The sequence below is a fragment of the Paraniabella hibiscisoli genome (assembly GCF_022512515.1).
GTDB classification, from domain to species: Bacteria; Bacteroidota; Bacteroidia; order Chitinophagales; family Chitinophagaceae; genus Niabella; species Niabella hibiscisoli.
In genome coordinates this window covers 194,309-219,399 of sequence record NZ_JAKWBK010000003.1, presented here as the reverse complement: position 1 = coordinate 219,399, position 25,091 = coordinate 194,309, and the positions used below count along the sequence as shown (strand labels likewise).

Annotated in this window: 29 protein-coding genes; 2 read left to right on the top strand and 27 right to left on the bottom strand. The window is 41.4% G+C overall.

The window, feature by feature from the left end; all coding sequences use genetic code 11:
• Positions 1-58: 58 nt before the first annotated feature.
• From MKP07_RS32235 to MKP07_RS32180, 13 genes are all read right to left on the bottom strand, one after another.
• Positions 59-427, bottom strand: a complete 369-nt coding sequence (locus tag MKP07_RS32235) for a hypothetical protein (protein WP_240852184.1) — start codon at positions 425-427, stop codon at positions 59-61.
• 15 nt (positions 428-442) lie between these two features.
• Entirely contained in the window at positions 443-1,030 is a 588-nt protein-coding gene (locus MKP07_RS32230) for a dihydrofolate reductase family protein (protein ID WP_240852183.1), read from the bottom strand.
• A 75-nt stretch (positions 1,031-1,105) separates the two neighbouring features.
• Positions 1,106-1,453 (bottom strand): DUF4180 domain-containing protein, encoded by a 348-nt coding sequence (locus MKP07_RS32225; protein ID WP_240852182.1) that lies wholly within the window; start codon positions 1,451-1,453, stop codon positions 1,106-1,108.
• 29 nt (positions 1,454-1,482) lie between these two features.
• Positions 1,483-1,860, bottom strand: coding sequence for a VOC family protein (locus MKP07_RS32220; protein WP_240852749.1), 378 nt, complete (start codon positions 1,858-1,860; stop codon positions 1,483-1,485).
• A gap of 112 nt (positions 1,861-1,972) precedes the next feature.
• Entirely contained in the window at positions 1,973-2,314 is a 342-nt protein-coding gene (locus MKP07_RS32215; protein ID WP_240852181.1) for a hypothetical protein, read from the bottom strand.
• A gap of 248 nt (positions 2,315-2,562) precedes the next feature.
• Positions 2,563-3,075, bottom strand: a complete 513-nt coding sequence (locus MKP07_RS32210) for an AAA family ATPase (protein WP_240852180.1) — start codon at positions 3,073-3,075, stop codon at positions 2,563-2,565.
• 127 nt (positions 3,076-3,202) lie between these two features.
• Complete coding sequence (locus tag MKP07_RS32205) at positions 3,203-3,856, bottom strand: hypothetical protein (protein ID WP_240852179.1); 654 nt, start codon at positions 3,854-3,856, stop codon at positions 3,203-3,205.
• Positions 3,857-5,024: 1,168 nt separating this feature from the next.
• On the bottom strand, positions 5,025-6,410 hold the full coding sequence (locus tag MKP07_RS43275; RefSeq protein ID WP_394803740.1) for a CHAT domain-containing protein: 1,386 nt from the start codon (positions 6,408-6,410) through the stop codon (positions 5,025-5,027).
• Positions 6,404-6,865: a CHAT domain-containing protein gene (locus tag MKP07_RS43270; RefSeq protein ID WP_394803756.1), complete on the bottom strand. Its 462-nt coding sequence runs from the start codon at positions 6,863-6,865 to the stop codon at positions 6,404-6,406. Before MKP07_RS43270 ends, MKP07_RS43275 begins: the two co-directional genes overlap by 7 nt.
• A gap of 72 nt (positions 6,866-6,937) precedes the next feature.
• A complete protein-coding gene (locus tag MKP07_RS32195) occupies positions 6,938-8,290 on the bottom strand; it encodes a hypothetical protein (protein ID WP_240852178.1) in 1,353 nt (450 codons plus the stop codon).
• A complete protein-coding gene (locus MKP07_RS32190) occupies positions 8,272-8,655 on the bottom strand; it encodes an esterase/lipase family protein (protein ID WP_240852177.1) in 384 nt (127 codons plus the stop codon). Before MKP07_RS32190 ends, MKP07_RS32195 begins: the two co-directional genes overlap by 19 nt.
• Before the next feature lie 132 nt (positions 8,656-8,787).
• Positions 8,788-10,353 (bottom strand): DUF7379 domain-containing protein, encoded by a 1,566-nt coding sequence (locus MKP07_RS32185; RefSeq protein WP_240852176.1) that lies wholly within the window; start codon positions 10,351-10,353, stop codon positions 8,788-8,790.
• 124 nt (positions 10,354-10,477) lie between these two features.
• On the bottom strand, positions 10,478-11,548 hold the full coding sequence (locus MKP07_RS32180) for an NAD(P)/FAD-dependent oxidoreductase (protein ID WP_240852175.1): 1,071 nt from the start codon (positions 11,546-11,548) through the stop codon (positions 10,478-10,480).
• A gap of 275 nt (positions 11,549-11,823) precedes the next feature.
• On the opposite strand from MKP07_RS32180, the gene MKP07_RS32175 reads away from it, so the two are divergent.
• Entirely contained in the window at positions 11,824-12,672 is an 849-nt protein-coding gene (locus tag MKP07_RS32175; protein WP_240852174.1) for an OmpA/MotB family protein, read from the top strand.
• 122 nt (positions 12,673-12,794) lie between these two features.
• Here the strand turns inward: MKP07_RS32175 and MKP07_RS32170 are convergent, their stop codons facing one another.
• From MKP07_RS32170 to MKP07_RS32145, 6 genes are all read right to left on the bottom strand, one after another.
• Positions 12,795-13,019: a hypothetical protein gene (locus MKP07_RS32170; RefSeq protein ID WP_240852173.1), complete on the bottom strand. Its 225-nt coding sequence runs from the start codon at positions 13,017-13,019 to the stop codon at positions 12,795-12,797.
• A gap of 607 nt (positions 13,020-13,626) precedes the next feature.
• Positions 13,627-16,071: an alpha-2-macroglobulin family protein gene (locus tag MKP07_RS32165; protein ID WP_240852172.1), complete on the bottom strand. Its 2,445-nt coding sequence runs from the start codon at positions 16,069-16,071 to the stop codon at positions 13,627-13,629.
• A 23-nt stretch (positions 16,072-16,094) separates the two neighbouring features.
• Positions 16,095-16,412: a hypothetical protein gene (locus MKP07_RS32160; RefSeq protein ID WP_240852171.1), complete on the bottom strand. Its 318-nt coding sequence runs from the start codon at positions 16,410-16,412 to the stop codon at positions 16,095-16,097.
• Positions 16,413-16,714: 302 nt separating this feature from the next.
• The gene (locus MKP07_RS32155) at positions 16,715-18,439 is read right to left on the bottom strand and encodes an MG2 domain-containing protein (protein WP_240852170.1); all 1,725 of its coding nucleotides are present in this window, start codon (positions 18,437-18,439) and stop codon (positions 16,715-16,717) included.
• Positions 18,355-19,551 carry a hypothetical protein gene (locus MKP07_RS32150; RefSeq protein WP_240852169.1) on the bottom strand — a complete coding sequence of 399 codons (1,197 nt, stop codon included), beginning with the start codon at positions 19,549-19,551 and terminating at the stop codon, positions 18,355-18,357. The genes MKP07_RS32155 and MKP07_RS32150 overlap by 85 nt, the downstream gene beginning before the upstream one ends.
• 14 nt (positions 19,552-19,565) lie before the next feature.
• Entirely contained in the window at positions 19,566-19,769 is a 204-nt protein-coding gene (locus MKP07_RS32145) for a hypothetical protein (protein WP_240852168.1), read from the bottom strand.
• A 326-nt stretch (positions 19,770-20,095) separates the two neighbouring features.
• On the opposite strand from MKP07_RS32145, the gene MKP07_RS32140 reads away from it, so the two are divergent.
• A complete protein-coding gene (locus MKP07_RS32140; protein WP_240852167.1) occupies positions 20,096-20,944 on the top strand; it encodes a phosphodiester glycosidase family protein in 849 nt (282 codons plus the stop codon).
• A gap of 113 nt (positions 20,945-21,057) precedes the next feature.
• Here MKP07_RS32140 and MKP07_RS32135 read toward each other — a convergent pair whose 3' ends face one another.
• The 8 genes from MKP07_RS32135 to MKP07_RS32105 form a co-directional block, all read right to left on the bottom strand.
• Positions 21,058-21,714: a CoA transferase subunit B gene (locus tag MKP07_RS32135; protein WP_240852166.1), complete on the bottom strand. Its 657-nt coding sequence runs from the start codon at positions 21,712-21,714 to the stop codon at positions 21,058-21,060.
• 42 nt (positions 21,715-21,756) lie between these two features.
• Positions 21,757-22,122: a four helix bundle protein gene (locus tag MKP07_RS32130; protein ID WP_240852165.1), complete on the bottom strand. Its 366-nt coding sequence runs from the start codon at positions 22,120-22,122 to the stop codon at positions 21,757-21,759.
• Between the two features lie 68 nt (positions 22,123-22,190).
• Positions 22,191-22,907, bottom strand: a complete 717-nt coding sequence (locus MKP07_RS32125) for a CoA transferase subunit A (RefSeq protein WP_240852164.1) — start codon at positions 22,905-22,907, stop codon at positions 22,191-22,193.
• A 17-nt stretch (positions 22,908-22,924) separates the two neighbouring features.
• Positions 22,925-23,080 carry a hypothetical protein gene (locus MKP07_RS32120; RefSeq protein ID WP_240852163.1) on the bottom strand — a complete coding sequence of 52 codons (156 nt, stop codon included), beginning with the start codon at positions 23,078-23,080 and terminating at the stop codon, positions 22,925-22,927.
• 23 nt (positions 23,081-23,103) lie between these two features.
• Complete coding sequence (locus MKP07_RS40315; RefSeq protein ID WP_262920100.1) at positions 23,104-23,373, bottom strand: beta/alpha barrel domain-containing protein; 270 nt, start codon at positions 23,371-23,373, stop codon at positions 23,104-23,106.
• Positions 23,374-23,375: 2 nt separating this feature from the next.
• Entirely contained in the window at positions 23,376-23,801 is a 426-nt protein-coding gene (locus MKP07_RS40310) for a beta/alpha barrel domain-containing protein (protein WP_262920099.1), read from the bottom strand.
• Positions 23,802-23,917: 116 nt separating this feature from the next.
• Complete coding sequence (locus MKP07_RS32110; protein WP_240852162.1) at positions 23,918-24,538, bottom strand: acyl-CoA dehydrogenase family protein; 621 nt, start codon at positions 24,536-24,538, stop codon at positions 23,918-23,920.
• Positions 24,498-25,061, bottom strand: a complete 564-nt coding sequence (locus MKP07_RS32105) for an acyl-CoA dehydrogenase family protein (protein ID WP_240852161.1) — start codon at positions 25,059-25,061, stop codon at positions 24,498-24,500. The genes MKP07_RS32110 and MKP07_RS32105 overlap by 41 nt, the downstream gene beginning before the upstream one ends.
• Positions 25,062-25,091: the final 30 nt, after the last annotated feature.

The window sequence follows — 25,091 nt, the reverse complement described above, 5'->3', positions numbered from 1 at the left end:
TCCTGTTTATTGTTCGGTTGTACCATAGCCTTAAAACCATTACAAATATATCGACTACCTACTCTGCGAATCGGATTTTGTTCGAACCCAACAATTTTATTTGCTTTATTTGTAATGGCCTGAAGACTTTTAGATATTCGTTTCTCAATCTACCTTCGTTGGCGTAACCTGCAGGGTAGATATTGATGGCCACGGAAGTTGAACCCGGTTTTTCGTAAGTTACGTCAATGTTATCTTCTGTTTTTGTAAATGAATAAATGGACTTCCTTTTATAATCTTCGATTTGCTCAGGAAATAACATCGCTGTAGACCTATGAATATAGTCTCCCATTGATTGAATCAGTTTGGCGGACTTACGTTCTTGTCCATTGGCTAAGCCATATATTAAAATTAAACCAACGATAATGCTGAGTTTTGTAAGTCTCATATCAGGTAGAGTATTTTATATAATAAGCTGGATGCTACGTGTATGTATCTTCGACTTTTTTGTTGTCGCATAGTAGAATATCACCGCACCCGAATTAAAAGTTTTTGTTTTTACCAATCGAAGTAGAATTGTTTCGGGAATGCCTTTGAATAACGGTAAGCCTCCGCCAGCAATAACCGGGTGCATGCAAATCTGGTATTCATCTATTAAATTCAACTTCGTTAATGCTACAATCAGGCCTGGGCTACAAGCCAGAATATCCCCGCCGTTTTGTTGTTTAAGTTCAAGAACTTCTGACTCGATATCCCTGTTGGCCAGTTTTGAAGTTGACCAGTCCACCTGTTTCAAAGTGCGCGAAAATACTACTTTAGGTATCTGGTCTATAGTTCTGGCAAACTCGTCTGTGGCTTTGTTTCCTGTCGGGCTATCCAATACAGTTCGCCAATACTCCATCAGCTCGTAGGTGATTCTTCCATAAAGTGCTGTGTCTGCATTGTTCAGTAGATCAGCGTAATGCTGGTGTATCTCCTGATCAGGATCGACGGCTGTGTGATCGCAAAAGCCATCAAGCGTCATATTTATGGCAGCTATAAGTTTTCTCATTGGGTATTTTAAAAGTAAACATAGCAATCTTAAACGACAATCCGAAAGTTTACGGGTGGGATAGTCAGATTGAAATTATTTGACAACCTCTGAAAGGGTACTAACAAAATTGATTTGTTTTCCTTTGTTACTCTCAAAAATAAAATCATGCAGGCTTTTACTGTCGAAGGTTGAGAAATCCCCAACAATCACCAGGGGCATTTGATACTGCGCGAATTTTTGAAGTATATCTCCGGCAATCCCGGTTTTAAGATCAAAAAAATCGGGAGTGATATTTCGCTTGTGAATAATGATCTTGTCAAACCCCTGGTAGTAGAGGTTGCCCAGTAAGTCCAGGCCCTCTGCTGTAGTTCGCAGAATAATTTCATCCATCACAATTTCAGCTGCTTTAATGCCATTTATATGGTGTGTTTCTATGTGCATGTTATGTATTATCGGAGGTTCGTTGGTTTTCATTTAATAATTTGAGACAGGGCAATCCTGTTGCCTTCGCTGTCTTCGAATTCAGCAACCAAGCCAATCCCATTGTTGGTTGTAGGATACAGAATATGTCCGCCGTTTTCAATAACCCGTTTTAGCGCTTCATCAATATTGTTTGTGCTAAAGTAAATCAATGCACCGTTTTTTGTCGGTTGGTATATTGCTCCTTTTGCCAATGCCCCTGATATACCTGCATAATCATCAGCAAACGGGAATGAAGCCATTTCGTTCCCGTCGATCATTTCTTTTACGAAATCAAATTGAAATACCGTTCTATAAAAATGAATAGCTCTGTCCATATCGTTAACAGGGATCTCAAAGTAGACAACAGGATTATGTTTTTGGGTCATTTTATTCACTCGGTTGCTTTAAAGAACATCCACCGCAAATTTGCAGTGTATAATTTAATTTTCCGCAGTATTGAGGATAAATGATATTGACGTTCATCTTAATGGAAAACAATCATTGCTCTTCGTGATATTTTAAAAAATTGATAGCAATATCTCTTATCTCTTGCTCTACTTCTTTGTTTTTACTTATGGAGTCTAACAGCTTAATGAGTACTTTTTGTTTTTCACCTTTGTTGCCATTTATTACACGATTTAATAGCCAGATTGTATGAACGGTAGGGTTACTCTCGGTAGATTTAATTAATAAACTTTCATACTTCTCCTGATACTCTTTATAAAACTTTTCTATAAAATGTGTCAATGGTCCCGGGGTTCCAAATTCCACCAATGGATTTTGTTCCATCAATTGAAGGACAGTTTCTACCGCTTCAAAGCCAATTTCATCTGCTTCCATTTTGTCTACAATATCATATTGTAAGTAATGAACTCCGCCTCTTCTGCAAACCAATCATTTTTTTCCAGGAATTCGTTTATGGGTTTTAAGTATTTTTCCATTGTTGTATAAAAGTTTTTATGAACGCTAAGCATTAACAATGCCGTATTGAGGGATGCATCATTTTTGTTTTATAAAAGCGCGGCATGCATTTGCACTAAAGCCAGCCTGACGTAAACTACTTACGCAGTATATTTTCTTTATTGGGTCTATTTGTATATTTTATTCAGTAATTGTTTTTTCCTGTTCTCTAAACTTCCTGTCACCTCTAAAATTTCGTTATTCAAATCTTCAATCCAATCCTGTAATATGTCATTTACTTCGCGTCGTAAATCTGGTAAGTCTGAGTCCTGGCATATTATTAAATCAGGCTTTTCTATGGGTACAAAAACTAAGAGGTCAATTTGCGACATAGCTGAGGTCATTTCCTCGTAGAGTATTTGTATGTTTTTTGTTCGACTAAGGGTATAAATGTATGCCAGTATATCTAATGGAGAACGGTCAAAAATCACATCGTTTTTACTATTTTTTGTTTGTTTCACAGAAAACGTGAATTGCTTGATATAATCTTCTAATGTTGGTATTTCCGAAAACAAATGTCCTCCCTCTTCGAGTTGCAGGTATGGCTCATTTCTAAAGTCATAGCCGGGTAAGATGTCCGCGATTTCTTCAGCCAGAGTTGTTTTTCCTACTCTATGTGAACCTGTAAAAGCTATCCGCATAATTCGTTAATTTGTCAGTTTGTTTGTGTAAGTTAATGTGCCGAAATTGGAAGCATAGTGCAAACGTTGAACTTAGCCATTACTCCGCTCTTTTACCAAACTGCTTGTTATTGGCAGCCTTATTTGGTCATTTTGTTTTAAAGTTTAAGTATCCGCTTTTAAAATACAATTTCATATTGTTTCTTATTTTTCGTCTTGGCAAGATTTCTTGGTTATTTTCCGAACCACTGCTTGAATAAAAGTTTTCACTCTTAAATTCAATATAACCGTAAATAATTTGTTTTTTCGTTGAGTCTGGAATTTCAGATAACGTAATTTTTGTGTCAGTACAGGGAACTTCAAGTCTAAAAATCAAACTATCTTTTTCATTATAGGCATAAGTCGGAAAATCGTCAGAACTCAACATATGATAGAGTCTGGCTTTGTTATTTACAATTTCAATTCCGAAACCGCTGCCACCCCAAATGCCATATGCCCCGTCAATTGTCAATGTGTCGTTATGCCATAAGTAGAAAGATTTGAAAGGTGTTTTGTTCTTCCCAATTTTTGTTGTAAAAATTAAACTATCATTTTCGTATGATTGAATTTCGCCGGAGTTTAAATAGACTTGCATTTTGTCCCCAAACATTTCATATTCTTTGGAAGTTTCAATATGTTTCTCAACTTCACTTTTGATATTGGGATCAATTGTTAAGCCATTTATTGTTTCAAAATTTTTAATCTGTCTACAAGCAGAAAGCGTCAAACAAAAAAGAAATATTGCGATTGTGTTTCTTGTCATATAAAAGGAATTTATTATTGAAACATATACCATTTATCGTTGATGTCTGTGAATGTTGCAATTTCAAAAACAATGTCGGGATTATGTGGGTCAAGAGATAAAAATAATTTGTCTTTATTGTCAATATAAGTAACATGTTCAACGACTTTAAGAAAGTTTCCTTTGTGTTGTCATGCATGAGGCGTCAAATAAAATAACCGCTAACGTCCCTGGGCTTTGAAGCGGGCGGAAATTAGAGTACAAAATATTGATTATTCTCTAATGCTTTTTTGTGTAGGATGATTTACTTTTCTCGTCAGCCCGCCTGACGGAAACCCCGTGTTATGGGCTGTGCCTTCTCTATCCGCTAATCATCTTAAGATTGTTCGTCTTTGGGAATTGTCACGACAAATTTGAGTTAACTCATAATTGCTAAATTCGTCTAGAGGGTAATCTTCACCGTTCTTGTTCCAGATTTCAACACAGTCAATAAGTCCATTCCGCAAATGTATTGTTGCGTCGGCCAAAATACTCAACTTGTCATTTTTGACTTCAACTCCATTTATCATTTCTGTCGGTTGTCCCTCGGTGTCAAAATTTAGTACTTTTTTAGTCGGTATTCTCTATAGTGTTCAATTGTTGTGTCTGCAAAAAAGTATATATATAGTCCTACTCCTGTATGTTCTCTTTTCTTTTCTGTAAGAAACGGGATTTGCTGTCGAATTAAGTCTTCGTATTCAAACTCGTCAAAGGCTAAATCCATTATATCGAGAATGTATTTTGATTGTATCATTTAAAATTCATTTCCAGTTCTCAAATTTTCGAAGTGTCCACGGTTCGCAGCATTGCCACTAACGGTTCGCGGCTTGGCGTAGTGGGGTCTATAGTTCTGTTCAATGGCGTCGATTCTTAAAATGACGAACAACTCTCAAATATCCGAAATAGTATTTTAAATTCAATCAGTAAACCAATAATTTAACTCTTGCCCTATTGCGCATTTTAAGTATCGGTTGTCCGTTTTTAAACATTTATAAGCGATTAGGTTCGCTTACCTTAGCAGTGAGCTGATAATAACTACACGGTCCGGCGAGCATCCCGTCGAAAGCGGTAGGAAAACGAAAATGTCAAGTTTACTATTGGTGAATTCCTTGCAAGAATGCTCGCAAAATGCGATTAATAGGAAGGCTTATTAAAGTTCTGTTACAAAGCCGTTCAATTTCTTTTCAATACTATTCATTCCCGCGAAGCTGGCATAGTGCGCCAGTATGCGAAGATTGATCACCTGTTTTTGTTGTTTGTTTTTGGAGCCGGCCAAAGCCCATATATGCTTTAATTTTTTAGCCAGGTCCTGGAAGCTTTTTTCAGAAGGCTTCAGGATATAACGGCACAAAGCTATATCAATGGTTTCGGTTATATCCCAATACACTTGTTCATAATCATTATCTGTGTTGATTTTCTCCATCTCAACCAACTGTTTTTCTATCTGTGCCAGCGTGGGTAATTTGTAACGCTTTGCATGACGGGTTACATCCTGCCCCCATTTTTGCTGCTTGGCCTTAACAATAAAGGCTTCCTGTATGATCCAGTTGGAATAAGTATAGCTGGTTCCCGTTTTTTCGAAGGCCTGCCGGTAATAGTGGGCGGAGGCTTCAAGGGCTGCTATTTTGTCTTTTTCGTTTTTCTTATCTGATGCCAATACAAATCCTTTGCGCTTAAAGGCGCTTCCCAGTAAAGCCAGCCGGTGACCGGTTTCCCATATCTGTAACAGGTAATAGAGATTGTTGATACTGCTATCAATTTTCTCTATTATAGATACAGTGTCGGTAGCATCTTTCAGATACCTGCTCACTTCTTTATTAACTGCCATATTCTGGTAGTTCTCTAAGGCAGTAACATCGAAGCGGGCGTTTTCATTCTGAAATAGCTTATCGTAGAGTGTTGTGGAAGTTTCATAATCGTTCAGCTCCATATAGGCCTGGGCTTCTTTCTGGCGCATTTCTGCATGGGTAAACTTAGCTTCATCAATAGCTTTGGATATGGATTGCAGCTCGTTCAGCAAATCTTCCGAATCATAAAAAGCTACTTCTGTTTTGCTTAAAAGGTTATCGAGGTCGTTCTCTGCCTCCTGGGCAATATGGTAGGTTCTTTCCTGCCAGTTGCCGCCTCTTTTCAGTTCAAAGGAGTAGTGTTGCTGGCCATAGCATTGAAAAGCGCCCCAGGTATTAGAATAGCTGAATTTATTATACACATGTTGACGCGCTGCTAATACAGCTTCACCAAAATTATACCCGGCCAGCATCTTTTCATAAAATATCTCTGCAAAGGCCAAGGCTGCGCTGTCGTCTACTTCCCAGCCGGCTACTATTACGGCTTTCACGCCATTTTCTATTAGCTGGGTACCGATATTGGCGGCCAGCTTAAACCGGTTGGCTGAATATTCTTCGGCATAAGGATTAATCCTGCCCAGGAAACAGCAGTTGATGAAAACAAACTCTGGTGTTGAAGGCAGCTGGTTGATGTGATGAGGCGTTAAAAACATAGGCTCGTCGCTGTCCTTCATTTTACCAATCAGCACGCCGGAGGCTGCAGGATTTTTTCATCAAAAAAACCATGACCTGCAATATGTACAATTTTATAGTCCTGTTTAAAAAGTGCCGTTAGTATTTCATCGCTGCTGGCATGGATCAACGGTCCCTCAAGGGTTAGTTCTTTGGCGGCTTTAAGCTGATCAGTTACGGTCAGGGCTTCTTTTTCTGCACCTGGTAATTGCCCGGCTTTGGTAAAGCCATTCAGATCAGGATCGCCTATCACCAATGCATTATTGGTTTTAACCGGGTTGCTGGTCTTGTAATCTGAAGTGGCTAATTGCCGGATCATGCCTGCTGTTACACATAAAGGCTTTTCTGCAGCCGAACCGGTTTGTAATAATTCCCAGGGGAAAGAAGCGGTGAATTTATCTAAGACCCAAAGGATAGGAGAGTTGCGACGGATATTCTCCTTAAAATCGGTTGGGATAAGCAATTCAAAAATAGCTTTAGCTTTATCGAAGGACCAGTTTTTTTGATAGAGATATCATCCAGTAACGCTTCTATCAGGGGCAGGTTATGATGCAGCTCTTTTTTCTTCCCTTGCGTTATTGGTGCTTGAGTAATAAGAAAGTGTTTTGTCCGTTTTATTTTTATCCTGCTGTAAGCCGTTATTGGCTACCACGCTTAACCGTTGCCACCAGGTTACATTATTATCCACCAGCAAGCGTTTGCGTGCGCCGAACAGACTTTTTATTTTTCTTTCCTTCCAGAAAATATTCATGCCATCACTATTGCCATTAATGAAGTTAGTAAGGCTATAAAAACAGGTAATGGCTTTGTCTTCAAACAACTCTACAAATTCCAGCTCATCTACATACAGATCTTCATTGCCTGTCAGTTTCTGTACCTTATCGTTGGCATTAATAATACCCTGCATAATAGCACGACAGGAACTTTCAATAGCCATTCCTCCATAACCTGCTCCAATAATCAGCGACGACAAACCGATCTTATTTTTCGAGTTGTTCTTTCTGAAATGGTTCCTGCTAAAAGTAAGCAGGTAATCGGCTACAGCACTTTCAACAGTTTTAGCCAGCTGATAACTATTCAGAAATTCTGCCTGCCCTAATCCGGCTACAATGCATCCTTTAAACAAAGATGCATTGTCTTTGAAAAAAGTATGGGAGCCAATATTGCCTGGGTATATACCTAACGAATGTTTTAATGATAGTATATTATTGAGGTATTTATTGGCAATCGTTTCCGCGCCATAAATGCCATCATTGGCAAAATGTCCCAGCATTACCGGGTAGCTGGCGTAGATCATATCGCCCTTGCTTACCGAAACTTTCAGGATAGGCGTATTGGTTTTCTCTACAAACGCATCCAGACCCAGTCCTAGTAGATTCGATTCAATGGCTCTTTCATTGATCTCAAAATTATATTCCTCTTTTGCCATACTGCGACCGGTGGACTGGATAGCTAAGGGCTTGCGGCTAAACTCCGCCATTTCTGTAGTTCCTCTGTCTAGTAGGTCTTTGATTCCCTGGAACAGGTATTTCTGAGTGGTTAGTCCACCATGTGTGGCATTGGTGTAATATAAACTGGTTTGCCTGTTAATGCCTGCGGGAATACCGGTAGCCCAGGTAACACTTTGATCTCCCTCTGCAGTGGTTTTAAACTGTAATTGTCCATTCTCGTAGCTGTAGCCACTTACAGTTTCATCATCTTTGCCGGCTACATAAATAATTTTCTGATGGTTGAGTTGCTCCAGGTTATGGTTGATCTTTTTTCTGAAATCAGCAAACGCTGACAATAGCTGGTCATCCGGGATCGTCCATTTTAAGCCGGTCGCTTTGGCAAATACTTCCCATTCTTTTTTGTTGCTGAAGTCTATATCATTGTTGCTTACGGGCAAGAGTCCCAATAGCCCGGGAACTTTGCAAACATATTGATCAGTCCCCCTTTAGAATGCGCAAAGTCAATAGTATCCAACTGCCTGATGATAGAATCCTTACCACTCAATACGTGCGGTATACGATATGATCCCATCCAGGGTGTACCTAATAAAACCGTTCTGAAAGAGGGTTGCGCGTTGAGCCAGGTCCAGGTGTCGGGATAGCTGATCGCCATATCCCTGATGATCAATCCGCCCATGGAATGTCCTACCAGAGAAACGGGCTGTTTTAGTTTTTGCAGTTCAAGTATGCGTCGGTTAAGAGCGGTACCCGATTCTGATATGGGCCGGCGCCAATCGAATGGAAATACCTCCACGTCATAGCTGGCAGACAAATAGGCAACGAGGTCCTTATAAGCAGTTTTGATGATACCGGTGGCAATAATATCTGTGTTCTCTATTTTTAATTTGGTTAATCCGCCAAAGGCGAACGCCAGGTAGTTGATCCAAAGGGGCTTATTATTTTTTCAAGGAAGGAACCCATAATGCCGGGCAATAACAATACAATTGGTTTTTTGCCTGTTGCTTTTACAATGCCCAGCTTTCCTCCATCCAGGCCAAACGCCCCTGCTTAATGCCGCATAATTTTCTACCTCCATTTCTTTGAATGTAGTAATACGGTCGGTTGTGGCTGTTAAGGCCAGCAGTATCGCGTCTTGTGTTTTTTTATTAGTGAAATAGTTGAAATGGCTCACATTACTGCCGTCATCTAAAAAATACTGGATCGCTGTTTTACGACGGGCTCCCTGGTACATTGAGGCTGTATCTACCACCAGGTCGTTTTGGTCCCATTTAAAGAAGAATTTTGTAAGTAATACTTTGAGTCCGTTTAAACTTATGCTGAACTTACTATTGCCGGATATAACCAATAAGCGATTATCAAATCCCCGGGGCAATTCGTTATCGTAACTACTTACGGTATTCAGGCATTTAAGGAAAACCGATTCCGGGTTCATTGCTTCTAAACCGGGCAATACTTCAACATTTGCTTTACTTTCCAGGGCCTGGCTGATAATGGCTTTTAATCCCTCGACCAGCGGCATTAATACAGGACTCGATACATTGATGAGGTTGATCAATACATTGAGGAAAATATCTACCCGTTTGCCTAAAAGAGACGTTCCTTTTGCAGGACAAGCTACTCTTACAAAACGATTGATCTTTACGGATTTTGAAGCAGCTGATTTTTGCAATGCCTTAATGTATTGCAGGTCATCTTTACGTTCGGCTTCTTCAAGTAGTGCTATACTTTCATCCATAAAGCCATCTGCATCTTCTGTAAAACGCATTAATGTATCACCTACCAATCCGCCACGCGAATGAGAAATAATATCGATAGTGCTGTTAGCCGGAATTTGTTTCATTAACTCTGCAACATTCTGCAGCGGGCTTTTGGTAAGGGTTTCATGCTCGAAGGCAAGTATATTACTGCCGTATACCTGTATCAGTTCTTTCCATATATTACCAGTGGTTAGTTCGGCAAAAGAGCCTTTTGCTGAGGAAGCAGTACCGTGAAGGAATAGCAGCACGGGTTTTGTGGTGTCGATACTTTTATAAGGCTGAAGATTAAAGGCAGGATCTACAAGGTATAAACCACTTCTGTTCTCCAATGATTTTTTCTGGTAGTTTTCTGCAATTTTGATCAGCCCGGTGTTCACTGCTTTTTTAGTGTATTTCTGGAAAAATTTAAGCACAGCCTGGCTGGCAATACTTCTTGTAGTATCGTCTGACATCAGCAATACAGGTAGCGTTGCCGGCTCACCCGAGCGGTTTAGCAGCTCTATTTCCGGAAATATTTCGCCCAGCGTTTCTTTATTGCCAAACCAGGTAGAGGCATCGCTGAAGGTGAGCTGAATATAGTCTTCAGTAGTTAATGTAATAAGTTGCTCTTCACCTTCGGCCCTGGTTGCACTTAATTGATAGCTTTCGTCGAGTGTGAAATATTCGCTTGTTAAGGACTGCTCAATGATGGACGCTGCCTGTTTTTGCCCATGTAGTTTGATAACAGTGGATGCCGATGTTTTCTTTGCCATACAAATTGGTTAAATAGTTGGCTGAAAGCATATAGAAGGCCTGCTTTAGCAGACTAAAAGTAATGAAATGCAGCAGGGGTGGCAAGTAACAGGCATCACTAAATGAAGTGAGCCGTAAGTATTTTTATAGCTGACTACGCGAAAGAATACGGGTATGCCTGGCAAGATCGGCCTCTTTTTCAATAGGGTGTTGGCGCACTATATGTTGAACCAACTGTGAAGCAAAGTAGGGAGCCAATGAGCAACCCTTGGTGCCCATGCCATTTAAAATACCCACATTTTTATAAACCGGATGCAGCCCTACAAAAGGCCGGCGCTCTACTGTTGCCGGACGAACAGCGGCTTTATGATCTATTATTTTATAGGGTACTTTTAGCCAGCTATTTAGGTTTTGTTCTGTCGATTTCCTAAAGGCTTCGGTGGGGTGTTCGTCGTCATATTCCCATATATAGTTGGTACCTGCCCAGAAAATGCCGGCCTCACCAAATGGTGCCAGTGTCATCGATTTTTTGTAGATATGACCAGCGGGGAGATCAGGCGCCTCAATAATGATCGCTTCGCCTTTGTTCAAAGCAAAGGGAAGTAAATTAAAGTAAGGGTTTTCACTTCCTGCAACACCATCGCAAAAAACAATGGTATCAGCTAAAATGTTTCCATATTGCACGCCCGTATCCGAAACCTGTAGTTGGGCAAAATCAAAAGCCTCATCTATAAATTTGCCTTCTGCCTGCAAGTGCTGACGCCAGGCAGGTAATAGTTGTTGAAGGTATACAATGTAAGCGGGGTCTATAATTCCTGTCCCAAATTCATAGTTGAAGTATTCACTTAAGTACTGCTCATCTTTTGCCAGGCTGATATAGGGTGCCTGCTGGTTCATTTTTTTGAGAAAGCTTTCCTTCATAAAAGGGTTGGGGAAGAAGTCTACAATATCCATTTTGGAAATTGCTTCTATACCAAGTAGTCTCCCCATTTCCCCGTAGGTTTTTTCTGCAAAAGGCAAAATGATATCATCCATCCAAACCGTAACTACGCGCCTCCCGGTTACCGGATTAATTAAACCCGCAGCAGTTTTAGATGGACTATTTTTTATAACATTATCTATAAGAATGAAATCTAAATTGTGTTGTTCGCAAAACCATGAGAATAGTGTTCCCGACACTCCTTGTCCAACAATTATGATTTTTCCGGATTTCAATTTTAAAGTTTTATTATAGTTTTTTTAATGTATACCTGTTTAAAAGGTAATATCTTGCGAGCGATATTTTTGCCTTCTGCTCATTTTTAGGATGAATACAATTAATGATCGTGCAACTTAGGCATTTAATTTGTCATCCTATCTAAATTGAAAGTACATTTTAGGCCCTTTTCAAGCAAGGTAATGTTTCTTTAAATGATAAAAATAGATAGTATGGATAAACGTTTCTTAGTTGGACCAGCTGCAGTTTTGGTTAGCGGTATGTTGTTGACCGGTTGTGTAAGCACCAAAAATTTTCAGCCTTACAGAGTGACTATGCCAACCTGAATGGCCGGTTACAGTTGGCGCTATCCGATTTATCCGCCAGCCAGGCGCGGGTAAAAGGTTTGGAAGAGCTGCTGGCGCAGGAAAAAGCGAATAATGCTTCTTTGAGAAAGTCATTAGCCGCCTTGCAAGCAACTTTAGATAAAAGTATCAGCCAGAACAGCCAGGGAAATGTCAACATTTCTAAACTGGTGGATGAAATAAATGCCTCGAACAAATACATTCAGCATTTGGTGAATACAAAAAATAAAAGCGACTCGCTTAATATTGTTTTAACGAACAATCTTACCCGCTCGCTAAGCCGTGAGGAACTAAAAGATGTTGACGTAAAAGTATTGAAAGGCGTGGTATATATATCGCTGGCGGATAATATGCTGTACAAATCCGGAAGCTATGAAATATCAGATAAAGCAGGGGAGACTTTGAGCAAAATTGCCAAGATCATCCAGGATTACAAAGATTATGATGTGCTGATTGAAGGTAATACAGATAATGTGCCGATCACCCGTCCCAATATCCGCAATAACTGGGACCTGAGCTCTTTGCGTGCGTCTTCTGTAGTGCAGGCATTACAAAACAATTATGGTGTTGAGCCAAAGCGTTTAACTGTCGGTGGTCGAGGTGAATTTAATCCTATTGCCGATAATGCAACGGAAGCAGGTAAAATTAAAAATCGTCGTACGGAAATCATCATTACACCTAAACTGGATCAGTTTATGGAGTTGATTGAAAAAGCTCCTACGGATAAAGATAGCGACCCGGCAAAGTCTAATATGTTAGAGCAACCGGCTGCGGGTTAATTATATAAAAGATAAATAGATATTGTTGAGTAAGGCCATGGTTTAAACCATGGCCTTACTTGTATTAAAAATATCCTGTCATTAAAACAGGTAAGCTACCCTCAATCCCAGGTTATGCTCGTTTACATTAACCGGACGATCTTTTTATTAAAACGCGAACGGCCTACTTTGGCAGAAATATCGAAGTGATCAGCAAACTCGTATCCAAGGGCAAAATAGTAGGTAAATCCTCCTGACGCTTTTTGCCGGTTGTCTTCGAATGCTACATTGTGAGCAAACGTGTAGCCAAACATATCCTGTCCATATAACCCGGCAAGGATGGGCAAAGGATATTTGATTACACCCAAAACCGGTATGGCGCCATAGTTAGGCCTGGTGTTACCTCCTAGGAGACTTTTATTGCTTTTGAAATGCAGATAGCCGCTGTTTACACCCAGCCAAAGCCTTTCTTTGATCCAGATATCTAATTGGGCCGATCCGCCAATGCCCAGGAACGTAGGATCGTGATTAAAAGAAGTGAGCAGTTCGGGACCTACCGTTACTTTGGTTTTTTGAGCCTGGACGCTGATGATGAGCAGGAGGAAAAGATGAAAAAATTATTTTTTTCACAATGAAAGGTTTTGATAAAGATAGCATAATTGAGCTGATAGAAACCCTGTGAATTAGAGCGGGTGCAAGGCAAACCATCTAAAACAATATTTAAGCCTGGAGGGCTGGTCTTATTATTAGAAAAGCAGGTTTTGAGGTATTCCAAAATCCCGAAGGGATGATATTTCACGCCATTCGGGGTGCCTTTAGATACCACTCCGGTATACTTAGGGAGAATTTCATCCCTCCAGGATAACAAAAGAAAAGCAAAACATCCATCAAAATTAGATACGTTTGCTCTGACAGCGGGTATAAGCTCAATAGACACATGCATAAAAAGGCCCGCGACAATCGCAGGCCTCATTGCTATTTTTCAACATTCACTCTAACCCCCTCGCTATGCGAAGTGAATTCCGGAGCGTACATACATTGAATGCTTGTGATGCCATTACTATAGTTGCCAGGTAACGAAGCAAACAAAACATATTCAAATACCCAGGTGCCTTTACGCAGATAGCTAAAGAAGAAGTTGGTGCTGGCATCTTTGGTGGTTTCATAATAACCCAAGCCGCCCTGCCATTTATATTGACTTAATACATTTACAGGTTCAAAAGATGATGCCCGCATGTCCTTCATGTGTACATACTCCATATCTCTATCTACTCTTAATTCAATACGCACTTTTACTTTGTCACCTACTTTTATTTTATCGCCTTCGTTAACCGGGGTCAGAACAGGACCGGTGGCAGTATTCTTTTCAACAAACAATTTTTTGCTTAATTGTAATGGAGTTGCTGCGGTAGTAATTTTATCCAGGTCTTCGAAATATTGCCAGTATACACTTCCCCATGTTGGGAGCGTAGAGCCGGCGTCGGATTGTTTCACCGTCAAGGCTATATTACCCATTGCAGGCCTAACTTTGCTGCCTTCTATAATTGTTTTAAAATAGCCGGTGCCTGCCTCTGTCTTGTTTTCTCCGCTGCTGATAGCTGTTCCGCCTAAATCAATGTTAACATCAGTAGTGCTGCTTAACCAGTTGGAGCCGCGTAATAACAGCGCGTAACAAGCTTCAGCTGTGGCTTTGGTGCTTTCCCAGTTATTGGTTTGCTTGTTTTTTAATAACCAGGTTCTTAAATCATCTGCGGTCTTAGCATCATTTCCGGCTTCCTCAAACGCTTCTATTAGCAATGCCTGCCTTTCGATAGGCGCTTCGTACCACCACCAGCTGCGGCTTGCATCTTTATAATACATGCCCTGCTCTTCATTTCGGATGGCCGTTTCTTTCAGCGATTTCAGGATCGACTTCGGCGTTGCCAGGTCATTATCCCTATGGCCGGCTAGCGCGATCATGCCCTGCATATATTTGTTTTGTTGAGTCCAGGTTTGTTTGGCGCGCTCTTTAAAATAATCTACAGCTTTTGTTGCTGCCTCAGCAATTTTGTTCTGTGGAAAGAAGCTGCGCATATATAAATACTGGATCACGTAGTAGGAAGGTACATATTCTTTCAGGTTGGTTTTGTATTTCAGAAGTTGCTCATATTCTTCTTTGATCTTATTGTCCAGGTAGGGGATAGCTGACTGCACCAGGCGATTTAAATTGGCCTCCTGTAGCCCGGATACAGCTTTCAATCTTTTTAGATGACCTATACCTGTTACAATATATTGTGTCATGTAGCGATCATCAGCGCCTCCCTTAAACCATACAAATCCACCGTTCGAACTTTGTAACTGTCTCAGTTTTTCATAGGCTTTGGTTTGTTCTCCGCTCATGCGCATGAGGTCGAATAAAACAGCGATGTTCTTCTTTTGCTGTGCTTCACTTTTAGCCGCTAAAACCCATGGCGTTTCTTCCAGAAGTACAGATTTTAGTTCTTCATTTTTTTGAAGATTGCTTAATAAAGCCGCCGTGTCTTCCGTACGCCATTTTTCAAATACCTGCTTTATTTTGGGTGAACTGTTAGCCACCATCGTAGCAAGGGAGTTGGCATAATATTTATTCCATGTTTGCTCCGCGCATTCGTAAGGGTACTGCATCATATAAGGAAGGGCCTGCACCGCGTTCCAGACAGGATTGGAGGTATATTCAACGGTCAATGCCTGGTTGGTCAGGGTTTCGCTTTTTCCGCTATTGATCAATTTGTCGAAGCGGAAATTTTTAGTGCCGCTGCCACGCATATGAAGTGGCAGGGATTCGGTAACCAGCATGCGGTTAGTAAGTACAGGAAGCATATTCTCCTCGCCGTCAGAAATGGAATTGTCATTTGCTTTGGCAACTATACGCCAGGTAAGGGCCTTATTAAACTGGTAAGGTACTTCTATGGGGAACTGTATTGCCTGGCTTTGGCCTGCACCAATAGTAAAGTATTGTTTATCTACTACATTTTTGAACCATCCATCCATGGGTTCGTTGGTAGCCGCATCAAACAATTGCAGCGTTGCAATACCGGTAATTTCTTTGCCCGATAGATTGACAACTTTACTGCTGAATTCCATTTTGTCACCCTCCCTCAAAAACCTGGGCGGGTTGGGTTGCACCATCAGGTCTTTTTGTGTAATGATCTCTCTGCTGCTATAAGCCATTGCCAGATCTCTGGTATGCGTTAAAGCCTGGAACTTCCATTTGGTAAGTGCCTCGGGCATCGTAAAAGAAAAACTGATATTACCATTTTTGTCGGTTTTCAGGTCGGGGAAGAAAAAGGTTGTTTCATTAAAATTTGTACGAACCGCAACACCGTTGTTGCCATCGGAAAGAGCAGGAGGTTCTTTCATTCCTTCTTCTCTGGCTATCGCTGCAGGCGCTGCTGCCTTCATTTCTAACTGTGATACGGCACCGGTTACAGACTGTCTTTTTGCATACCATACCCAACTACTACGGCCTCATCCATGGCACTTTCGGCTACTGCACCTCGGAGACGCAGGCCAGGAGCAGCACCTGCTAATCCAATCGGCCCTCCCCAGCCATTATCCCAATAAAATCTATCATATTGCCTGTTATAAGTTTTACGGTTCCATTGAAGGCTATTTTGCGTACGCGCCTGGAGGTGATCGAAGTTAGTATTACCGGTCCACGCATAATTACTGTAGTTGTTGCGCCAGATATAAGGCGGATTCCATTGGTGTGGATAGAACTGATCTAAAGACGCATCATACATACCGGCGAGCAGCTCGGCGGCTACCTTTTCTTTTTTATGACCAGATATTTTTACCGTCCATTTTTCCTCAGCCCCCGGCAGGGTCTTATCCCTGAAGCTGCTATATTCAATATCCAGCTGTTTATTGGTCCAGGGAACTATTACTGTATGATCTGCCTGGAAGACGCGGTTGTTCTTTACAAATAAGTAGCTGTTGGCAAATCCGCCACGGTCCTGTTCTGTAGGAGTGAAGTCAAACGTTCGGCTGCTTTTATCCAGCTTAAAGAATGAGAATGGCTGATTATTTTTGCTTACATACTGTATTAAAAAATATTGTTAGCCGAAGTGCCTACCTGCGTGCTTGTTTTTTCGCCAGGCTCTACCGGTTTGGGCGCTATACTATAGAGGTATTGCGGATACACCGGCTCTGGCTTTTTGGCATCAAACAATTCAAGATACTGTACGTCTTTTATCTCATTACCTTCTTTGTCTTTTGTTTGGATCTCTATAACGTAGAACCCCGGCTGGTATTTGAATTTATTCAATGTAAAAACACTTGTCGAATCTGAAGAGCCGGATTGCTCGGTAACAGTTGCACTTTTTCCCCATGTTTTGGGATCATCTTCATTATTGTATATATCGTTAGGGAACTGCCTGATATATTCTTCTTTGGTAAAAACAAACTGGTCTGGTTTTTCCCAGTAACGCGGGCGCAATAATCTTTGCTCAGCATTTAAGCGGGTAACTTTTACAAGCAACATCGCTTTTTGAAAAACACCTGACATGTTTTCTGTTCTGATAAACAATTTGTTTAAACTGTCTGTGGCCAGTTTGGACGGAATAGATGCATTAAGTAGCAAGGATTTATAACCTGCTGACACCATTTCAGAATTGCTTCTGGTTTCTCCATTAATATCTGTAACATCGGCATAAATACGGTAGTCGAAAACCGGGTCCATTTTGACATCGAGCTTTGTGTCAGGAATAGCTTTAAAGCTGATGTCGAATTTTCCATCATTGCCGGTTTGTATTTCACCATTCGTGATCTCCATCGATTCAGACCTGGGGAAATAGCCTCTCCAGAATAGCCACGGATAGGGGAAGCGGACCTCACGAACGACACGGTATTTTACCTTTGCTCCATCGATATTATTACCGGCATAGGCTTTGGCATACCCTGTTATTTTTACGTCTTCGTTTACTTTATAAGCATCTTTCACTTTTTCAAAATCTACATAGAATTTCGGGCGCTTGTATTCTTCCATGCGAATACTGATATTGCCGGTTCCGTCTGATGTATTCAAATTATAAACGCCATTCAATCCCGTTTGTGGCAGTACAAATTGTCCATTGAAAGAGCCATATTCATTGGTGTTCACTTGCAGGTCACTTACTTTTTGGCCATTGGCATCTGTGAGGGTAAGCGTAGTTTTATAATCGGTTTGAATGGACGGATCGGTATGGTCTGCTTTTCTATTCACGACGATCCCTTTGAAATAAAGCGTTTGCCCGGGACGATAAATGCTCCTGTCGGAAAAGAGGAAAACTGATCTCGTTGTTTTTTTGTCGTTCTGTGTATTTAAAGTACTAAAATAATAATACACTTCATCTTCTATAAACAGCTGGTCATTGGCATGTTTTATTTCGAATAAAAGATTGGAACCACCCTGGTCTTTAATAGCGGCATCGCTAAGCCTGAGGTATCCATTTTGATCGGCAGTATATGCTTCTGCTTTTTGTTTGGTGTAAGTATAGGTTTTGTAGTCATATGTTTTTTTGTAGGTCTGCACGGCAGCGCCGGACAATGGTTGGCCGGTATTCCTGTTCAGTACAAAAAAATCTGTGTTCCTGTTAACATAACTAATATTAGAGATATAGGTGAAGCGTGCTGCCAGTATATTGTTGGTGCTTGAAAAGTCTTTATTTACTGATGCCACAATAAAGTATTCCCCAGGCAGGCCATCTATTTTGATTTCTGCGGCATGCGTTTGAAGATCGGTATTGACTGGCAGGGACTGTTCCCAGGCTTTTTTAGAAGCGGCTGACAAAAGTTGACTCCAGTAATTGTTGTCCCCCGTTCATTGTTAACTATCTTTTTTAATGCTGCGGTAGCAGGTACGATGCGCCAGTAAAGTTTGCTTATGTTTTTGAAATTCACTAGTACCCTGAATGGCTCGTTGGGTATATTCACCCGCTCCGCCTGGAATAAGAAATAAGGTTGAATCAAATCTTTGTTCAGATTATAGGCATTAACCCATCCCTCATTTTCTTTCTTTTGCTCCAGTATTTTATCAGTGATTTCTTTTGCTTTTACCAATTCATAGCGATAAGTCGTATCTCCGTTGGGATCATACTGGCTACCTTTTTGCTGATGGATGGTGGCTAACAAATAACGGGCCTGGTTGACTTCTGGAGCGTTGTTGTATTTTGAGATTAGCTGTAGGAGCGCGTTATAATAGAGTAATTCTTTCCCTTCCAGACCTTTGGGTTCCTCAGTGGATTTGCTGGTAGCGGAAGAAGGTTTTAGCAACATTTTTGAATGAACGTATTGCAATCGCTCAATATCTGCGTCAATTAGCGCATTGGGGTCCGTATCGTTTAAGTGAAATTTTATTAAATCCTGGAAGACGATTAACGCTTTGTGCTGAAGAGATAAAGAATCCTGTGTAGCGAAATGAATATTTGCAAACGTAGCGGCCGGGCTAAATGCCTGAGGATCGTTGATCTCAAAACGGTATGCCGGTTTGCTGATATCCCGCTCGTCATTTTTAAAATATTGGAGTGCCTGGTGTGCCAGCAGATCGAACAGTGTAGGGCGCAGGTTCCGCGTATTTCCCTTTATAATGATCGCATCATAATTGGCCAGTTTTGTTTTTTGCAGTAATTCTTTATCATTCAGGGAAAGCAGGTAGAGCGCGCCTATCTTTTTATGAAAATCATCAATTGTCCAGGTAGCAATATCCTCTTTTTTAAAACCTTCGGTATTGGTTCTATTATATAATTTATACCGGTTCATCGAAAAATACTGCTGGTAAATTCCGGCCAGGTAGCTATTGAGCAAAGATGTTACCGGTTCTTTGACTTGAAGTATTTCGGCCTCTACTTCTTTGATACGTTGAGCCGGGTTTTCTTCCCGGTTTTCCTGCTGCAGTTGGGTCATGTAAACAATCGCCTTTACCAGCTGGGCATCCTGTTTTTCCGTTTTTGCCCTGGTATATATTTTTTTACGGCTTCAAGTGCCGAAGCCGGGAGCCCCTTTTTAATATGATCCTCTACTATTTTCCAATCGGCATCGTAATTTTTTACCTGTGCATTGGTTCTCATCTGTAGTACAATAATTAAAACTGTCAAAACAGCTGTTATTCTTAGAATTTTCATTCGTTTATTTTTTATCGACTGATTGATGAACAGCCCGGCTTTTGCCGGTATCAATATCCGCCGCGATACTAAGACGTAAAAGCATTACAATAGGCAACTTTCATCTGTTTTTTATTTTTACAGTTGATTTCAGAAAAACTGCTTATTATTTTTTGGTTAAATGCTCCTGGCCTTTAACGAATATTATGATGCGTAACGTAGTAAAACTACATAAAGAAAGGCCGTATTCGGGAAAAAACTCTGCATATGGCTAACAAAAGTAGCAATATGCTGTCGCAGATACGATCTACCTGCTTTATACCCTTAAACATGACTAAATTAGCGGCATGAAACCTATTATTGCCTTATTGGGCCTGTTGTTGATCACCACTTTAACGAGTGCCCAGTATTATGATTCTGTAAGTTTTGCCAGCGCCAGCTGGAAGACGAGGAAAATAGACCGGAAGGCCAAATTATACCAGTATCATTTTAGCAGTAAGAATCTTTTTAATGCTAACCAGCATATCAGTTATGTACTTGTGAAGAAGAGCAGACGGCATACCTTTCATGTGGGCGCCGAACCTCAAAAGCTGAGAACCGTTAGTGATTTCGCCGGTGAAGTGAAGCCTGTTGCTGCAATAAACGGTAATTTTTTTGATGTTAAGAATGGAGGAGCGGTTGATTTTACCAAAGTAGAGGGGAAGGTTATTAATGTAAATCGCAAAGCAGCTAATGAAAAACCCGATTTTCACCAAAAAGCAGCAGTAGTTGTGGGAGAGAATGGCGTTCCTCAAATAAGGAAATGGGATGGCCTGGTGAATTGGGAGGAATGGTTGAAAGAGCCTGATGTGATGCTGAACGGACCCTTACTTATTTTTAACCGGCAGGATGAGACGCTGGACTCAATGAGTTTTAATACAGCCAGGCATCCAAGAACCTGTATGGGTATTACAAAAAAGGGGCATGTGATTATGCTGGTAGTTGATGGTAGAAGTGCGAACTCGCAGGGTTTGAATTTATTTGAGCTCACTAAAGTAATGCGTTGGCTGGGCTGTGTAAGTGCTATTAATTTCGATGGTGGCGGTTCTTCTACCTTATGGATAAAGGAGAAGGGTGTTGTTAACTATCCAACAGATAACAGGAAATGGGATCATGAAGGGGAGCGGAAAGTTGCTAATGTCCTGTATTTTAAATAGCTTAATTTAACCCCGAGGGCGTAAAGTCGCCAAGGAAACGGAAAAGAGTATATTCTTCGTGAGCTGGCGTCTTTGTGGTAAAGCAACTGCAGAAAAAGCATTTATAGATAAGATCAAAACTGCATTTCCGGGATGTCTCTTCTAATTACTAATCGGCCATCCGTAGCTTTTTGAATCTCTTCCACGCTTACACCTGGAGCTCTTTCCAGTAATACAAACCCCTCTTCAGTAATATCCAATACCGCCAAATCTGTAACAACTTTTTTTACGCATCCTACGCCGGTTAAGGGTAAAGTGCATGCTTTTAAAAGCTTCGACTGGCCATCTTTGCTGGTATGTTGCATGGCGACAATGATATTTTTAGCTGCCGCTACCAGGTCCATAGCCCCGCCCATGCCTTTTACCATTTTACCTGGTATTTTCCAGCTGGCAATATCTCCCGTGTCGGTCACTTCAAAAGCGCCTAAAACAGTCAAATCTACATGGCCACCCCGTATCATAGCAAAGGAAGTAGCCGAATCGAAGAATACGCCTCCCGGCTGTATCGTCACAGTTTGCTTACCTGCATTGATCAGGTCAGGATCTGCATGCCCTTTTTCGGGGAAAGCGCCCATACCCAGCATGCCGTTTTCTGATTGTAATACTACTTCAATTCCTTCCGGTATGTAGTTGGCAACAAGGGTGGGGATACCAATACCTAAGTTTACGTAGTAGCCGTCCTGTAATTCCCTGGCTATGCGTTGTGCTATTTGTTCTTTTGTGAGGCCCATTTTATCTTTTTAGTAAGTGGAAAATAGGAAATAGGGGTGACATTAAATGTCAGCTGATAGGTTGTCGATCATTTTACTTAACATTTTAAATACAGCTTCCAGATATTCTTCCAATTTTACAAGCTTGTCTTTTTTTAGATAATCTAGTATAAGAGAAATTTCAATCTGTGTATCTACTTCTACTAAGGAGCTTCTTGATATTTCATAAAATCTTTTCTTCTCCAGTTTCGAAGATCTGGCAGCACCTTCCGCAAGGTTACTGCAAACAGAAATGGCGGCTCTACGAATTTGACTGACCAGTACAAATTGTTCTTCCTTAGGGTAGGTTTGAGTGTGTTGGTACACTTCTTTTACTAATTTCAAAGCAAACTGGTATGCCTGCAGGTTTTTGTGTGATAATTCTAACATATTCGGGTGTTTTATAGTTTATAAAGATGTTCTCATTTTAACAATCCCTACTTCGCGCTAGCCATTCCCTACTTGCCACTAGCTAACTCCCCACTAGCTTTCTCCGTCAGCTTCTCTATCCTTTTCTCATAATTTTTTCCTTCAAAAATCCGTTGAACAAAAATACCGGCTGTATGGACCTGGGCAGGATCGAGGGTGCCGGCAGGTACCAATTCCTCGACTTCTGCAATGGTGATCTTACCAGCCATCGCCATTGGTTGATTAAAGTTGTTGGCAGTAGCCCTGTATACCAGATTACCATGCGTGTCGCCTTTCCAGGCTTTAATGATGGCAAAGTCGCCGGTAATGGCTTGCTCTAGTAAATGAGGCTTGCCGTTAAACTCCCTGATCTCTTTGCCTTCGGCTACCTCTGTGCCATATCCCGCAGGAACATAAAAGGCTGGAATGCCCGCGCCACCGGCCCTGCATCGTTCGGCCAGCGTACCCTGTGGTATTAATTCAACTTCAAGTTCGCCGGCGAGCAGCTGTCTTTCAAACTCTGCATTCTCACCTACATAGGAAGATATCATTTTTTTAACCTGTCTTTTTTGTAAGAGCAGACCCAGTCCGAAATCGTCTACCCCTGCATTATTACTTACGCAGGTCAGGTTTTTAACGCTGCTGTTTACCAGGGCCGCGATACTGTTTTCAGGTATACCACAAAGGCCAAATCCCCCTACTAAAAGTGTCATGCCATCGGCGATGCCCTTAATAGCTTCTTCTGCGCCGGATACTACTTTATTCATAGTTGCTGTTTGTGATGTTAATACTTAAATGTTTCATCATTGTTGAACGTACCATATCTGAACGCAATATCTTTGATCAAAGCATCATCCAGATGGTGTGCAATATCCTCTGCGTTGAGGTAAGACAGCAGGTCAAGGGTGTTCAGATTACCCAATAGTTCGTAGCCCGTCATGGGGCAACCACCAATGCCGTTTATTACTCCGTCGTAGCTTCTGCAGCCGGCTTTCCAGGCCGCATCAATTTTTCCCGCCAGTTATATTGATGCGTATGAATATGCAACCCGATTTCTATATCGGGATACAAAGGCATAATGGTTTTAAAAATTTCACGGATAGATGTTGCAGTTGCTAATCCGATCGTATCCGACAGGGTAATAGTTTGTACACCACTATTGGCAAGCTTCTCAATGCAGTCCATTACCAGCGCTATATTCCAGTCATCGCCGTAGGGATTACCAAAAGCCATGCTTACAAAACGCGGAAGATCTTGTTATGATCATTGCATATTTTTCCTATTGAAGAAGCCGTTTCGTCTATCTTTTCAATGGATGAGTTGATGTTTTTTTGTAGAAAGGTATTGCTGATCGAATAGGGAAAGCCAACTATGTCAAGCTTGGCAGATGCACAGGCTTCCTCGGCTCCACGGGTATTTCCAACGATAGCCAGCAGCTGTGTATCGGATTTTGATTTGTCAATCAATTCCAGTACGTCATTGCTATGCGCCATTTGCGGAACGGCCTTCGGCGATACAAAGCTGCCGAAATCTATTATATCAAAACCGGCCAACATCAATTCATTGATATAAGCAGCCCGCTTTTCTACGGGTATGGTAAAGGGCAGGCCCTGTTGTGCGTCGCGCGGACTTTCGGTTATTTTTAGCTTTTCATTTTTCATGTGCATTCATTCATAGTTAATAGATGATGGTTCATAGTATGATACATTGGTCTTTGATCGATGAACCATGAACCATGATCCATCAACTAGCTAACCATTCAACCCGTCAACTAATCTCAACATCCTATCTGCTTGGCAATCACCATTCGTTGTATTTCCGAAGTTCCTTCACCAATCTGCAATAGTCGCTGGTCCCTGTAAAATCTTTCTACATTATATTCTTTCATTAATCCATAACCGCCATGTATTTGCACGGCAGCATCGGCTACTTCTTTTGCAATTTCAGAGCAGTACAATTTAGCCATTGCTGCTTCTTTGGTGAAGGACTGCTTTGTATCTTTTAACCAACAGGCTTTGTATAAAAAAGTTCGCGCCAACTCTATTTTCATAGCCATATCAGCTAGTTTAAACGAAATGGCCTGGAACTGTGCTATCGTTTTGCCAAACTGTTTGCGCTCCTTTGCATAGGTTAAAGCCAATTCGTAGGCACCCTGGGCGCAACCCAGTCCCATGGCTGCTATGCTGAGCCTGCCAGCGTCCAGCGTCTGCAACATGATCTTAGAGCCCTGTCCCGGTGCTCCCAGCATATTCTCTTTGGGCACTTTACAATCGTCAAAAAATAGCTGTGCGGTATCGCTGGCCCGCCACATCATTTTGCCGTGCATAGCCTGCTGGCTAAAGCCCGGAGCATTTCTTTCAACAATGATGGTGGTAAACTCTTTTTTCGGCAGACTCATGGGTAACAGCCTGAACAGTAGTGCCGATATTAATATCTACCGATCCATTGGTGATGAAGATCTTACTGCCGTTGATCATCCACTCATCGCCATCCAGGCGTGCCGTGGTTTTTGATGCCCTTGAATCACTGCCTGCTTCGGGCTCTGTTAGGCCAAAGCTCCACAAAGCATTGCCAGTACAAAGCTGCGGCAGGTATCTCATTTTTTGTTCTTCTGTACCGTAATTATAGATAGGACCAATACCCAGCGAGTTATGGGCTGCCAGGGTAGCCGCCTGCGACCCATCAATACGTGCAATCTCTTCAACGGCGATGATATAAGCCAGGTAATCCATGCCCGCACCGCCATATTGTTCCGGCAGGTAAATGCCCAGTAAGCCTAACTCACCCATTTGCCGGGTAAGCTCGTAGGAGAACGATTCCTTTTCATCCAACTCCTGCGCCAGCGGTTTGATCTTCTTTTCTGCAAACTCCCGTACCATGCTGCGCAATTGTACATGCTCTTCATTTAAATTAAAATCCATATAGCAATCTTGTTTTTATTAAATCAAAAA

What these genes read in the sequence shown, in the direction of transcription:
- MKP07_RS32235 (WP_240852184.1), bottom strand. Translation starts at nt 427, where the DNA reads ATGAGACTTACAAAACTCAGCATTATCGTTGGTTTAATTTTAATATAT.
- MKP07_RS32230 (WP_240852183.1), bottom strand. Translation starts at nt 1,030, where the DNA reads ATGAGAAAACTTATAGCTGCCATAAATATGACGCTTGATGGCTTTTGC.
- MKP07_RS32225 (WP_240852182.1), bottom strand. Translation starts at nt 1,453, where the DNA reads ATGCACATAGAAACACACCATATAAATGGCATTAAAGCAGCTGAAATT.
- MKP07_RS32220 (WP_240852749.1), bottom strand. Translation starts at nt 1,860, where the DNA reads ATGACCCAAAAACATAATCCTGTTGTCTACTTTGAGATCCCTGTTAAC.
- MKP07_RS32215 (WP_240852181.1), bottom strand. Translation starts at nt 2,314, where the DNA reads ATGGAAGCAGATGAAATTGGCTTTGAAGCGGTAGAAACTGTCCTTCAA.
- MKP07_RS32210 (WP_240852180.1), bottom strand. Translation starts at nt 3,075, where the DNA reads ATGCGGATAGCTTTTACAGGTTCACATAGAGTAGGAAAAACAACTCTG.
- MKP07_RS32205 (WP_240852179.1), bottom strand. Translation starts at nt 3,856, where the DNA reads ATGACAAGAAACACAATCGCAATATTTCTTTTTTGTTTGACGCTTTCT.
- MKP07_RS32185 (WP_240852176.1), bottom strand. Translation starts at nt 10,353, where the DNA reads ATGGCAAAGAAAACATCGGCATCCACTGTTATCAAACTACATGGGCAA.
- MKP07_RS32165 (WP_240852172.1), bottom strand. Translation starts at nt 16,071, where the DNA reads ATGAAGGCAGCAGCGCCTGCAGCGATAGCCAGAGAAGAAGGAATGAAA.
- MKP07_RS32160 (WP_240852171.1), bottom strand. Translation starts at nt 16,412, where the DNA reads ATGTATGATGCGTCTTTAGATCAGTTCTATCCACACCAATGGAATCCG.
- MKP07_RS32150 (WP_240852169.1), bottom strand. Translation starts at nt 19,551, where the DNA reads ATGACCCAACTGCAGCAGGAAAACCGGGAAGAAAACCCGGCTCAACGT.
- MKP07_RS32145 (WP_240852168.1), bottom strand. Translation starts at nt 19,769, where the DNA reads ATGAAAATTCTAAGAATAACAGCTGTTTTGACAGTTTTAATTATTGTA.
- MKP07_RS32140 (WP_240852167.1), top strand. Translation starts at nt 20,096, where the DNA reads ATGAAACCTATTATTGCCTTATTGGGCCTGTTGTTGATCACCACTTTA.
- MKP07_RS32135 (WP_240852166.1), bottom strand. Translation starts at nt 21,714, where the DNA reads ATGGGCCTCACAAAAGAACAAATAGCACAACGCATAGCCAGGGAATTA.
- MKP07_RS32130 (WP_240852165.1), bottom strand. Translation starts at nt 22,122, where the DNA reads ATGTTAGAATTATCACACAAAAACCTGCAGGCATACCAGTTTGCTTTG.
- MKP07_RS32125 (WP_240852164.1), bottom strand. Translation starts at nt 22,907, where the DNA reads ATGAATAAAGTAGTATCCGGCGCAGAAGAAGCTATTAAGGGCATCGCC.
- MKP07_RS32120 (WP_240852163.1), bottom strand. Translation starts at nt 23,080, where the DNA reads ATGACGGGCTACGAACTATTGGGTAATCTGAACACCCTTGACCTGCTG.
- MKP07_RS40315 (WP_262920100.1), bottom strand. Translation starts at nt 23,373, where the DNA reads ATGGCTTTTGGTAATCCCTACGGCGATGACTGGAATATAGCGCTGGTA.
- MKP07_RS40310 (WP_262920099.1), bottom strand. Translation starts at nt 23,801, where the DNA reads ATGAAAAATGAAAAGCTAAAAATAACCGAAAGTCCGCGCGACGCACAA.
- MKP07_RS32110 (WP_240852162.1), bottom strand. Translation starts at nt 24,538, where the DNA reads ATGAGTCTGCCGAAAAAAGAGTTTACCACCATCATTGTTGAAAGAAAT.
- MKP07_RS32105 (WP_240852161.1), bottom strand. Translation starts at nt 25,061, where the DNA reads ATGGATTTTAATTTAAATGAAGAGCATGTACAATTGCGCAGCATGGTA.